The sequence below is a fragment of the Candidatus Bathyarchaeota archaeon A05DMB-5 genome (assembly GCA_019685655.1).
GTDB lineage: Archaea > Thermoproteota > Bathyarchaeia > Bathyarchaeales > Bathycorpusculaceae > DSLH01.
Window position 1 is genome coordinate 258,572 of the sequence record JABFQP010000002.1, and the last position, 10,704, is coordinate 269,275.

The following is a 10,704-nucleotide window of genomic DNA, read 5'->3' on the forward strand; positions in this document are numbered from 1 at the left end:
CTCTTTCACGGTTTAATCTTCACGGGCTTACCCATGGAAGTTTTTATGTAAGCAAATTTGATGTTTTTCATTCCTTTTTTAAGTTTCCCTTCAACTGCTCTCAAAACTGCTTGAATATTATCAGCCAACTCTTCGTCTTTCATGCTTTCCGTTCCAACGCGGCACTGTAGTATCGGCTGATTTCGCATCTTTGCAATGACAGTTTTACGGTATTTCTCAAGCAAACTTGATATGTCTGCTGTAGGAGGAACTGGAACTGGCATTTTACCCCTAGGACCCAAAACTGGACCAAAGATCTTGCCCACTAAAGGCATCAAAGGAGCCTCAGCAACAAAAAAGTCATATCCATCAGCAATCTTACGCAAGTCACGCTTCTTGCCCGCTAAACCCTCAAGCTCAGCCCGTTCAATTACCAAGTCTGCGTTTGCTTTTCTCGCCTTCAAAGCCAATTCGCCAGATGCGATTACGCATATTTTGTTTGGCTTTTCCGGCGGTGAATGTGGCAATTCTACAAGTTCTTGAATTCTTCCTTCAGGAGATTTCATGTCAATGTCTCTAAGATTTAGAATAAGCTCTACTGATTGGGTAAACTTTCTTTTCTCGGATTTTCCTTTTGCTTCTTTAACTGCATCTAGGATAGTTTTTTGGTCTAAGGGCATCTTAGAGCCTCGTGCCAATGAGGGAATATAACGCGGTTATAAAAATATTCTCTTAGGCTTAACTCTTACTAAACATTTCGTCATATTTGCCTTCATCAATTTCTCGTTGGATTTCACGTGGATCCTTGCCCTCAACCGTGACGCCCATGCTAACACAGCTTCCTAGTATTTCCTTTGTAGCTAATTTCAGATTTTTTGCCAAAAGCTCTTCACGTTTAATTTTTGCTATACGAATAATCTGTTCCATTGAAAGATTCCCGATTTTTTGCGTATTAGGAGCACCAGAACCTTTCTCTACTTTCAATTCGCTAACAATCAACGCCGATGCAGTTGGAGTCCCAACACTAACCTCAAAGTCTTTAGTTTCAGGGTCAACACTAACTTTAACAGGAACTTTCATTCCAGAATAGTCTTTGGTCAGCTCATTTATTTTGTTCACAATAACGAGAACATTCACGCCCAAAGGACCAAGAGCCGGACCTAATGGCGGTCCCGCGGTTGCTTGTCCTCCGCTTACGAGTAGCTCTATTACCTTTTTTTCGCCCATTTTTATGTTTCACCGCCTTCTGTTTTGGCTTTTTCAACTAATTTTACGTAGTCGGAATGCACAGTGATTGGCAAAGTGAAGGTTGCTTCCAACAACTCAAGCGTGACTTCAGCTTTAGTTTTATCGATGCGAGTAATTTTTGCACGCATACCCTTAAACGGTCCGCCTGTCACTTCGACAATGTCGTTTTCGCTTAACTCTTCAATAACCGGTTTTCTTACAATGTATCTTTCAATTTCAGTGAAACTCACAACGCCTGGAACTCGTGAGCGTACATGTCTTATTCCAGCTATTGCCTCTTCAACCATATGTGGTCCTTCTGCCTCCATAAATACGTATCCTCTTAGGCCTTCAGGCACCAGAATGGCTTTTATGGGTATTTTGTTCATCTCAACTTTGGCGGCAACAAGCTTGGCTACATTTTTCTCTTGTCCCGTTGTCGTTTTTACTGCAAAAATTTTCGTTGGAAATGCTTCTTCCTTTTTTTCCATAAAAATTTCTTCCTTACACAAGTCTTCCTTGCAACGCAAAAGAAACTAAATGAATGACGAAACCTACTAATCCTACAGCTCCTATGCCCAAGAAGCATATTTTTATTGATAGCCATAGCTCGCTTTTTCCGGGCTTCACTGAAAGCTTCAGTGTTCTTGCGCATCCTGAAAGAAACGACCTTAAACCCATGGTTCATCGCAACCTCAACATATCACTCTTAATATAAACGTTACTACGATTGCTGTTTCTAATAGGATAAGCTAGACATTTCTATTAACTTTTCCCTCGTTGAAGAGAAACGCTTACGTAAAACGTGGAAGCCTAAACCTTTTCAAAAGGAAGACCCATTTCTTCAAGAATCTCAATCAGTTTTGGTTTATGTTCGCCTTTTATTCCTTTCCAGTCCAAAACTGCAAACTCAACCTTTTCTAAGGTTCTTTCTGCGCATTGTTTTAGGATTGGCAAATCTACGTTTGGAAAAGCATATTTAGGAATTATATGTCCAAACGCTATTTCTTTTTCAAGTGCCAGTTTAGTGAATTTGTTGTTGTAGTGTGGTCCACCAATTCCCATAACAGCCTTTGTTTGGGAAATGCCGAAGCATGAAATAGCCGCTATCGCCGAATGCGCAATGGCTTCTGCAGCCCTCAAATCGCTCCATTGCTTAGGCGAACTACCTAACTCGACGAACATTGTTGGTACGTCTAATGACGGCCCATGATGCGTACATTCATAAGAAACTTCATAATTAAGCTGCATTTCATTTTTTAAGCGTGCCATAGCTTTTAAAGCATTGCGTATAGCGTTTGCCGGAGAAACTGAAACTTTTCTGGGAAGCCCACCTAAATCTGCTTTGCCTAAATTGCCTGGAGTGTGCACGGACAACGTGGGAGTGCCGCTGATGCTGCTGTGCCTTGAGACGAAGAGTATGAGTTCGGAATTTGGAAAAAAATCAGTTATGTTTTGTGCATAAACAGATTCGTTGTTTAATGTTACAATTTGGACTTTTTTATGGCTTAAGTTGGCTTCGTAAACTGGGTTTTGCTGAAAAGTTTCTGCAGTTTTTTCGAAAGAATAGTGTTGCAGAATTTGCTCTGCAATGTTTTGACTTGCCACATCTTTGTTTGAAGCAACAATCAAAATCATTAGCATACTTCCGAGATACAACACTTGTTGTTTGAAGAAAAATGTTTCCACAAAGTTTATAATTTTTGAAGTCGGTTGAGCCTTTAAAGTCCAAAAAATAAAGGTGGAAAAATGCACTTAATCAATTTTAAGGAGCTAACTGGTCAACAACTTGAAGAGATAATTGACAGAGCCATAGAAGTCAAGAGTAACCCGCAAAAATATCGAAATGCTATGGATGGTAAATCTTTAGCTATGATTTTTCAAAAAACTTCTACCCGAACTCGTGTTTCTTTTGAAGTTGCGATGACTCAGCTTGGTGGTCACGCTCTTTACATAGATTGGAGAACAACAAACTTTGCCCTTGCAGACATTTACGATGAAGTGCAATATTTGTCGCGTAACGTTGATTGTATGATGGCGAGATTGCTGAAAAACGCTGACTTGCAAGTTATGGCTAAGGCTTCACGCGTTCCAGTAATAAATGGATGCGACGAGAAATATCATCCAAGCCAAGCAATAGCAGATTTAATGACGGCGAAAGAGAAAAAGGGAAAGTTAAAAGGTGCAAAATTGGTTTACATAGGCATTCACAACAATGTCTGTAATTCGCTTATTGAAGGATGCACAAAAACCGGAGTAAAAATAACCACGGTGACGCCGATATTCAACGAGCCATCAAGAGACGAAGAACTTTTGGAAAAGGCAAAGAAAACTGGACTCTGGGAAACTACCTTAGATGTTAAGAAAGCTGTTGAGGATGCAGATTTTGTTTATACAGACACTTGGGTTGACATGGAATTCTTTTTAGATCCTAAATTTGCAGCAGAAAAAGAAAAGCGCGTAAAACTTATGATGCCTTACCAAATAAACAAGGAGTTACTACAGAAAAGCAATGCCTATATAATGCATGACATGCCCATCCACAGAGGATACGAAATAAGCGCAGACGTTATTGAAAGCTCAAAGTCAGTTATATATGAACAAAGCGAAAATAGGCTTTACTCTGCAAAGGCGATAATACTAAAACTATTGAAAAAACAGTAAAAAATTATTTCAAGATCATTTGCACGAATTTCTCTGGGTTAAATTCTTCTAAATCATCATAAGTTTGTCCAACGCCAATAAAAAGAATCGGCTTTTTTGTTACATAGGTGACGCTGAGAGCAGATCCACCTTTAACGTCAGCATCAACCTTAGTTAGTATTGTCGCGTCTATGTTCACACTTTTATGAAATTCCTCGGCTTGCATTACAGCGTCGTTTCCAGTAAGCGAGTCTACAGTTAAAATGGTGAGGTCGGGATTGACAATACGTTTTACCTTTGCAAGTTCGTTCATTAGGTTTCTGTTTGTCTGTATCCTACCTGCCGTGTCTATTAAAACAACGTTTATTCCGTGTGCTTTGGCGTGGCTTATGGCGTCGTAGGCTACTGCGGCAGGATCCGCACCATACTCGTGCTTAATCATTCGTATTCCTAAACGTTTTGCATGTTCTTCTAACTGTTCAATGGAGCCAGCTCTATACGTGTCGCTACACGCAAGAACAACAGAATACCCTTTTTTATTCAGTAGACATGCAACTTTAGCGATTGATGTGGTTTTTCCAGTACCATTTATTCCAACAAAAACTATCACAAAAGGCTCGCCTTTTTTCCGTTTTTCTTCAATTGCCTTAAAAAAGTCTATTTTGTTGTTTGTAAGCATAACTTCTAAAAGCACTTCGCGTAAGTTTTTTTCTACAATTTTCTTGCGGTCTTCAAGACGCTTAACTTGAACGCCGTCTAAGCGTTTTTCCATTTCATCACATATTCGTTCTGCCACGGGAAAAGCGACATCGTTTTCGATAAGGCTTATTTTGAAGTCAGAAAGCATTGGGCGCAGATTTTCAGCCTTAAGCTCGGTTGTGGTGACTTTGTTTACAAGTCCTTTCAATCCTGATTTAAGCCGCTCAAACATCTTTTTTGGCTTTCTCCTCTCTGAGCGTTGCCACTAAAGCTTCAAATTTTTCTCTGTCTTCGCCTATTCTCTCTGCTATTTGAGCGAGCTGTTGCTGAAGCATCATTCTCGTATTTTCTAAGTTTTCAAGGCGCTTTTTGATTATTTCTTTTGCTTCTTGTAAAGTCTTTTCAACTGATACCCCCGCACCCATTCCGACTATTACCTTATCCGGGTTGTCAAGTCTTGCTTTTATGTAGGAGTTGCCACCTATAGGAACCATGAGTTCAGAGTTTTCTTTTTCTTTTTCTAAACCTTCCAGTGTCATGCTCGCGTAGGATAAGTCGGTTATAACGGCGTTTACCATGTTAATTCTTGACTGGACTGTTTCTGCATTAGCTTCGAGAACACGGATTTCTACGCTTAATTTGCGGAGTTCTTCTTCACTTTTGTTCGCCAAGTTCCTCTTCTCCAGTAACAAGTTTTTTTAACAAGGGATTCTCGATGTCTTGAGGTTGAATTTCTTCTACATTTGCTATTTTTATGTGGTAACGTTTCACGCGGTGTTTACTTCCTAATTCTGTATAAACCTTTTCTATAGCATGTTCTGGCTTCATTGCCACAACTTCTTTTTTGAACGAAGTTTTCAAGTTTGGCTTTTGAATTTCGCCGGACACTCTGAAAACTTTCATGCAGTTTCCTCCTTCACAACATCCAGTGCGTTCCCAATTATAAACATCTCGGGTCCAGTTGTCATAGCTCCAGCCACAGCAGCATAGCTGTTACCGATTAAACCAGTACCAACATAAGGTATGCCACAATTAATGGTGCCAACTTCAACGGGAACCTTTAACACTTCTTCCAAAAGTTTACGTTCAGAATCTTTCAACATTGGATGAACCAGAACACCTTTGTTCGTTGCAACTCCAAGCGAGCCTACATAAGGTAATCCAGCAATTTCACCAGCTACAACTTCAACGCATAACGTTTCTGAGATTTTCTGAATTTCGGGTGTTTTCAATCTTGGGTCAACGATTGCTCCATGGTCGTTGGTTAGAACTAGGTTTCCGTATGCGGTTTTCTTTGTTTCCATTATGGTAATGTTTCCCTCGAACGTTGATTTTATGGCGTTAAGTTCTTCTTCCTTAATGAAATGAGGAAGCAGAATCCCATTTGAGTTTGCACATGCAAGTGCGCCGACCAAAATTGAACCGCCAATGGTTGTATGTACCAGTTTGACTTTTAACCATTCATGAAGTCGTTCAGCCTTCTTTGAAGGGACAATTCTGGGAACTATGACTATTTTATCTGTCGCAAGCGAATAAACGCCTATGCTTACGCTTCCAACAATGGTGGATAGGTAAATTGCCAAGCAATAATCTCCTTCGGTCGTGGTGAGTTTAGGCGAAGATAATTATTTGTAGCTTCTTTTTAAAGGCTACCATAAAGAAGCGATGTGAATTTGTTTACGAATTAAATTTCAATAGTGCTTTACTGTGCTTTTATCATTGTAGCGTATGGCATGTTTACTTTTTGGAAAGTGTCCCAAAAAATTGTTGAAGCGGTGAAAAACAAAAACTTAAATATACAACAGCGCCTATTATTGAATGGGAGAGAGCCCAGTGAATTAGGACGGCGTAAAGTCGTCCTTTTCTTTCCCTTCCCTCTTCTCCCACGTAATTATTCTCAATTAGATACATGTTTGTTACGGTTGTTGGGACTGAAGACGTATATTTCTATAATTTGGGATTACAAGTTGGTTTATGCAGTTGTTGAGTGCTTCGTTAATCTCCTTCAGCCAAATAAACTGTAACGTTGCCTTCCTTGTCTTTTGCGGCTCTTATTCGGATTTTTCTAGGGGGCTTTTCTATGCCTCTGCTCCAAACAGCTTCGTTTACTTTGTTATCAAGGATTAATTTTTTAGGTTCTTCTTCCTCTTCTCCTTCTTTGTGCGCTTCAAGTTTCATGTGTTTTGTTACAAAACTTTTGATTATTCTGATAGCTCTTGGTGCTCTTTTTCGGGGTGTGGCAATCCATGCTCTGCTTAGAGGGATGGTGTAGATTCGTTCTTCAACTATTTCCTCTTCTTCGCGTTTTTCTTCTTTTTCTGGTTTTACCTTTTTTTCTTCTTCAACTGTTTCTTCTATTTTTTCTTCTTCCGTTACTTCGGCTTCTTTGGGTTCTTCAGGCTTTTCTTCTGTTTTTTCCTCTTCTATTTCGCTTTCAACTTCTTCGATAGTTTCCTCTTTTGCTTCTTTGGCTTCTTCTTCAGAAGTTTTGGGTAGCTCTTCTTGTTCCTCTTTAGTTGTTGGTTTTTCCTTGTTTTCCTCTTTCAATTTGTGTTCCTCCTATGCTCTTATTTTTCTGGTTCTCCATTGTCTTCTTTTTGGGTGTGTTCTGAATTTTCCTGCTGTTTTAGCCATTATCCATGATGGGACGGCTTTTTTCTGTTTTCCTGCTTTTGCTAGTCTTCGTTTTTTTGCTGTTGGTTTGTTTCGCGCCATGTTATATTCTCCTTATTTTTGTTTCTCGCTTGTGGGTTTGGAGTTGTATGAGTAGCTGTTTTAATTGTTCATCTGATAATGGTATGGGTAGCTTTCCTGCTTGTGCCAGTTGGATTAGCTGTAGTTCTAGTTGGTCTGTGAAGTCTGGTCGGACCATTTTTAGGTTGGTTAGTCTTTGTCTTGCTTCTGGAGTTAATATTTTTCTTAGTAATGCTTGCTTTTGCAGTTCCAGCTGTTGCTGTAGTTGTTCTTGCCTCTGTTCTTCGGTTAGTTTTTGTTGTAAAGCCAAAAGTTTTCTTCTGCGAAGTTCTTCAAGTTCGTCTTCATCTGACATTTCAATCGCCTTTCATGTACTTTTCTAGTTCTGGATTTTCTTTTGTTAGGTCCTTGTAAAGTTCTTCGGCGATTTCTTGTAGTAGTTTTCTTCCTTCACGTGTTATTCTTCTTCCTTTGGGTTTCAAGGTTTCAACTAAACCTGCAGTTTCTAGTTGTTGTAGGACCTTTCTTATTATTGTTCCACCTGCTTTGACCACGTGTTCTGGTTTGACGCCGAAGTCTTTTCTTCCGCCGTAGTCTGCGCGTAGTTTTTCTATGCCTATTGGTCCATGGATGTAGATTTTTCTTAGGAGGGATGCGCAGCGAATGTACCACCAGTTGGGGTTTTGTGGTTGTTTTTGAACGTGTGAGCCTGTTTTAGCCGCGTTTGCCCATGTTGGCGGGTTTATTGTTTCAACGTTTTCTTTTAGGTATGTGGCTAGTTTTTCGATGAGTTTTGATGCTGGAACGTCGTGGGGGGTTACCAAGATTCTTTTTCCTCTGATTTTTCCTTCAGTAAATCGGGAAGCCAAATATAAAGCCTTTCACTTTTTGTGACGTTTGTAAAGGATGAAAGTGTGACCTCTAACTTCGATGAGCTCTGCTTGTGTTTGTTCTGCTATTTGCTGTGCGACTTGTTTTGCTTCGTTTTCTCCTAATGCAGTTTTTAGTAGTTTAATTTTTAGCATTTCTTTTTTGTCAAGTTGCTTTTCGATTTCTTTCAGAAGTTCTTGTGAAACTCCGCTTTTGCCAACCCATATTGTGGGTTTTTCTTTGCTTAGTTTGTGTTTGATGCGGCGTTTGGCGCCTGCGCTGAGTTTGCTCATGTTTTTGTTTTCTCCTTTTTCTTGTTTTTTAGTGGTATGCGCATTTGGTTACCACAGTTGAGGCATGTTATTACTAAGTGTGGTTCTCTTTGCTGTTTTATTCGCACACGGCAATTCACGCCAGGTAGGATAAAGCTTTTACAATGTTTGCATATTTGTCGTTTGTATTCTGTTGGTAGGCGGATTTTGGCTGTCATGGCTATTTTTCTTGCTATGTTTACGTAGCGCTGTGCTAATTGTGGGTCGTCGTGGAAGGTTTCTTTTGCTAAACGGAATAGTGTGTGAATGCGTTGTGTTGCGATGTGTTTAGTGTTGTCGTGCATTTGCTTACACGTTACCTTATTTAGTGAGATTATTTCGGTTTTAATGAGATTAGTCTTTCCGTAACAAAATTCATCTGTTCATTTAGAGGTTTGATTTGGTGGGATGAGAATGTTGGTTGCTTCTTGCTTTCTGTGTTGAGTATCCCCCCTTATAAATAGGTTGAACTTTGAGTTTCCACATGTAAATGAAAAGAAACAATCGTGATGCAGAGATATTTTTCTAATTTTTGTGTCTGTTTTCTCTTCCAAAAGCCACGTTGCGATAGTTTTTGTTGGAGGTGTAAGCCCACATTGCAGTCGTAAAGCTTTTAGTGGCACGCCATGTCTTCATGAATTTTCTTCGAATTGCCCAGTGACTGTAAAGTTGGCGAGTGCTTTCTTGCATGGCTTTTGTGAGTTCTTCTGGGTTCATTGAGAGAGGCTTGTAGGTAACTTCAGTCATGTCGTAGTAAATCCAGTCAAACGGAAAATTGGTGTAAAGCAGCCGTCCCTCATCTTTAAGTTTGTTGAATGTTTTGGTTCCTGGCAAAGGCGTCAAATAAGTTACTTGCATCACGTCAATTCCAGATTTTAGAATGTATCAGGTACGTTGGTGTAACTTTTCTGATGTGTCGCCGTCCATTCCATAGATGAAAGCTCCAAGCACTGCAATACCATGCTTATTAATGCGGCGAAACGTTTCTTCATAAGCGTCTACTCCAACTTTTAGGTTCATTCTTTTGTTCACTTCTTCTAACGCGTCTGTCTTCTCTGCCTCCAACCCGAGAAAAACCATGCGGCATCCACTCTTCGCCGCGTATTCCAGCACTTCATCATTGTTGGCAAAGTTGATGGACGCTTGGCAGAACCAATCCTTCTTGATGCCGCGTTTAATCATTCCCTTGAACAAGGCGATAGCTCGTTCCTCATCTTCCTTGCCAAAGCCGATAATGTTGTCATCTACAAAGAAAACCATTTTTTGAGGAATCGTTTGGAGCTCATCCAGAACCATTTCCACTGGACGCTTGCGATATTTATGACCATTGAAGACTGTGACAGAACAGAACTCGCAATTCATTGGGCATCCTCGTGAGGTCTGAACTGAACCGAACCATGTAGTTTGGATGGAATAAGTCACGGCGGGGTTGAGGCATTTCCTGTAAATTCAACCAGTCTCCCTTGTAGATTTCCTGCATTTTACCCGCCTCAAAATCAGAAATGACATCAACCCAAACACTTTCTGCCTCGCCAATTACGATGGCATCTGCATACTGCAAAGCTTCTTCTTGGCACATTGAAGCGTGAATCCCGCCCAGCACAGTTGGTGTTCCTCTTTTCCTGTAAAGGCTAGAAATCTCATATGCTCTGCATACGTTTGCCGTGAAAGCTGTTAAACCTACTAAATCGGCTTCTTGAAAACTAAAAGAAGTGAAATTTTCGTCAACAATTTCGACCTTCCAATCATGCGGTGTTAATGCGGCAATTATTCCCAGCCCCAATGGTTGAAAGCGAGAGCTTGGATTCACTGCTAACCCTACGCGGCTGGTTTTAACTGGATTGATAAGTAGCAATTTCTTTGACATTTTCCTTCGTCTCCATAACTGTGAAAGAATTACGAATAGACCATTATAAAGCTTCAAAGAATACGTTAAGCAAATTCCGCCACAAAAATCCGCAATTATACTCTATTGATGAAAAGATTCCAAAAAATAGTGCGGGGGGTGGGACTTGAACCCACGAAGGCCTACGCCAGAGGATCTTAAGTCCTCCCCCTTATCTTAGGCTTATGTGTTTTCTGACCCACGCCTATTTAGACCTGGCTCGGGTACCCCCGCCGCACCGCGTATTGTTGATTGTTTTGTGCAGTTTAAGTTTTTTGTGCTGTGCATGCATTAAGTTAAAATTCACATTTTGAGTAGGTATGCTTGTGTGGGCGGGTAGCTCAGTACGGATAGAGCACCGGCCTCCTAAGTCGGCGGTCGTGGGTTCAAATCCCA

The 10,704-nt window shown here is 40.4% G+C and carries 16 protein-coding genes, 1 tRNA gene and 1 pseudogene; 1 reads left to right on the plus strand and 17 read right to left on the minus strand.

What is annotated here, in order from left to right; genetic code table 11:
- Window positions 1-5: 5 nt before the first annotated feature.
- The 5 genes from HM003_04225 to HM003_04245 form a co-directional block, all read right to left on the minus strand.
- Window positions 6-659: a 50S ribosomal protein L1 gene (locus tag HM003_04225; GenBank protein MBX5328545.1), complete on the minus strand. Its 654-nt coding sequence runs from the start codon at window positions 657-659 to the stop codon at window positions 6-8.
- Window positions 660-717: 58 nt separating this feature from the next.
- Window positions 718-1,206: a 50S ribosomal protein L11 gene (locus tag HM003_04230; protein ID MBX5328546.1), complete on the minus strand. Its 489-nt coding sequence runs from the start codon at window positions 1,204-1,206 to the stop codon at window positions 718-720.
- Between the two features lie 2 nt (window positions 1,207-1,208).
- A complete protein-coding gene (locus HM003_04235) occupies window positions 1,209-1,697 on the minus strand; it encodes a transcription elongation factor Spt5 (GenBank protein ID MBX5328547.1) in 489 nt (162 codons plus the stop codon).
- Between the two features lie 13 nt (window positions 1,698-1,710).
- Complete coding sequence (locus HM003_04240; protein MBX5328548.1) at window positions 1,711-1,887, minus strand: protein translocase SEC61 complex subunit gamma; 177 nt, start codon at window positions 1,885-1,887, stop codon at window positions 1,711-1,713.
- A gap of 132 nt (window positions 1,888-2,019) precedes the next feature.
- On the minus strand, window positions 2,020-2,844 hold the full coding sequence (locus HM003_04245; GenBank protein ID MBX5328549.1) for a D-tyrosyl-tRNA(Tyr) deacylase: 825 nt from the start codon (window positions 2,842-2,844) through the stop codon (window positions 2,020-2,022).
- A 111-nt stretch (window positions 2,845-2,955) separates the two neighbouring features.
- Here HM003_04245 and HM003_04250 point away from each other — a divergent pair, with 111 nt between their 5' ends.
- Window positions 2,956-3,870 (plus strand): ornithine carbamoyltransferase, encoded by a 915-nt coding sequence (locus tag HM003_04250; GenBank protein ID MBX5328550.1) that lies wholly within the window; start codon window positions 2,956-2,958, stop codon window positions 3,868-3,870.
- 4 nt (window positions 3,871-3,874) lie between these two features.
- On the opposite strand, the gene ftsY is transcribed toward HM003_04250, so the two are convergent.
- From ftsY to HM003_04310, 12 genes and pseudogenes are all read right to left on the minus strand, one after another.
- Complete coding sequence (ftsY, locus tag HM003_04255) at window positions 3,875-4,780, minus strand: signal recognition particle-docking protein FtsY (protein MBX5328551.1); 906 nt, start codon at window positions 4,778-4,780, stop codon at window positions 3,875-3,877.
- A complete protein-coding gene (locus tag HM003_04260; GenBank protein MBX5328552.1) occupies window positions 4,773-5,219 on the minus strand; it encodes a prefoldin subunit alpha in 447 nt (148 codons plus the stop codon). Before HM003_04260 ends, ftsY begins: the two co-directional genes overlap by 8 nt.
- On the minus strand, window positions 5,203-5,451 hold the full coding sequence (locus HM003_04265; protein ID MBX5328553.1) for a 50S ribosomal protein L18a: 249 nt from the start codon (window positions 5,449-5,451) through the stop codon (window positions 5,203-5,205). The genes HM003_04260 and HM003_04265 overlap by 17 nt, the downstream gene beginning before the upstream one ends.
- Entirely contained in the window at window positions 5,448-6,131 is a 684-nt protein-coding gene (locus HM003_04270; protein MBX5328554.1) for a translation initiation factor IF-6, read from the minus strand. Before HM003_04270 ends, HM003_04265 begins: the two co-directional genes overlap by 4 nt.
- Window positions 6,132-6,543: 412 nt before the next feature.
- The gene (locus HM003_04275) at window positions 6,544-6,837 is read right to left on the minus strand and encodes a 50S ribosomal protein L31e (GenBank protein MBX5328555.1); all 294 of its coding nucleotides are present in this window, start codon (window positions 6,835-6,837) and stop codon (window positions 6,544-6,546) included.
- 270 nt (window positions 6,838-7,107) lie between these two features.
- Window positions 7,108-7,263 (minus strand): 50S ribosomal protein L39e, encoded by a 156-nt coding sequence (locus HM003_04280; protein ID MBX5328556.1) that lies wholly within the window; start codon window positions 7,261-7,263, stop codon window positions 7,108-7,110.
- 1 nt (window position 7,264) lies between these two features.
- Window positions 7,265-7,597 (minus strand): DNA-binding protein, encoded by a 333-nt coding sequence (locus HM003_04285; GenBank protein MBX5328557.1) that lies wholly within the window; start codon window positions 7,595-7,597, stop codon window positions 7,265-7,267.
- A 1-nt stretch (window position 7,598) separates the two neighbouring features.
- Entirely contained in the window at window positions 7,599-8,066 is a 468-nt protein-coding gene (locus HM003_04290) for a 30S ribosomal protein S19e (protein ID MBX5328558.1), read from the minus strand.
- Between the two features lie 57 nt (window positions 8,067-8,123).
- Window positions 8,124-8,405, minus strand: a complete 282-nt coding sequence (locus tag HM003_04295) for a YhbY family RNA-binding protein (protein ID MBX5328559.1) — start codon at window positions 8,403-8,405, stop codon at window positions 8,124-8,126.
- Entirely contained in the window at window positions 8,402-8,728 is a 327-nt protein-coding gene (locus tag HM003_04300; GenBank protein MBX5328560.1) for a ribonuclease P, read from the minus strand. Before HM003_04300 ends, HM003_04295 begins: the two co-directional genes overlap by 4 nt.
- A 220-nt stretch (window positions 8,729-8,948) precedes the next feature.
- Window positions 8,949-10,290, minus strand: a pseudogene (locus HM003_04305) (B12-binding domain-containing radical SAM protein).
- Between the two features lie 130 nt (window positions 10,291-10,420).
- Window positions 10,421-10,542 (minus strand) — tRNA-Leu (locus tag HM003_04310).
- Between the last annotated feature and the right edge of the window lie 162 nt (window positions 10,543-10,704).

Excerpts from the sequence above, each read along its gene's own strand:
- HM003_04235 (MBX5328547.1), bottom strand. The coding sequence starts at position 1,697 with ATGGAAAAAAAGGAAGAAGCATTTCCAACGAAAATTTTTGCAGTAAAA.
- HM003_04265 (MBX5328553.1), bottom strand. The coding sequence starts at position 5,451 with ATGAAAGTTTTCAGAGTGTCCGGCGAAATTCAAAAGCCAAACTTGAAA.
- HM003_04280 (MBX5328556.1), bottom strand. The coding sequence starts at position 7,263 with ATGGCGCGAAACAAACCAACAGCAAAAAAACGAAGACTAGCAAAAGCA.
- HM003_04300 (MBX5328560.1), bottom strand. The coding sequence starts at position 8,728 with ATGCACGACAACACTAAACACATCGCAACACAACGCATTCACACACTA.
- HM003_04225 (MBX5328545.1), bottom strand. The coding sequence starts at position 659 with ATGCCCTTAGACCAAAAAACTATCCTAGATGCAGTTAAAGAAGCAAAA.
- HM003_04285 (MBX5328557.1), bottom strand. The coding sequence starts at position 7,597 with ATGTCAGATGAAGACGAACTTGAAGAACTTCGCAGAAGAAAACTTTTG.
- HM003_04240 (MBX5328548.1), bottom strand. The coding sequence starts at position 1,887 with ATGGGTTTAAGGTCGTTTCTTTCAGGATGCGCAAGAACACTGAAGCTT.
- HM003_04250 (MBX5328550.1), top strand. The coding sequence starts at position 2,956 with ATGCACTTAATCAATTTTAAGGAGCTAACTGGTCAACAACTTGAAGAG.
- HM003_04295 (MBX5328559.1), bottom strand. The coding sequence starts at position 8,405 with ATGAGCAAACTCAGCGCAGGCGCCAAACGCCGCATCAAACACAAACTA.
- ftsY (MBX5328551.1), bottom strand. The coding sequence starts at position 4,780 with ATGTTTGAGCGGCTTAAATCAGGATTGAAAGGACTTGTAAACAAAGTC.
- HM003_04245 (MBX5328549.1), bottom strand. The coding sequence starts at position 2,844 with ATGATTTTGATTGTTGCTTCAAACAAAGATGTGGCAAGTCAAAACATT.
- HM003_04230 (MBX5328546.1), bottom strand. The coding sequence starts at position 1,206 with ATGGGCGAAAAAAAGGTAATAGAGCTACTCGTAAGCGGAGGACAAGCA.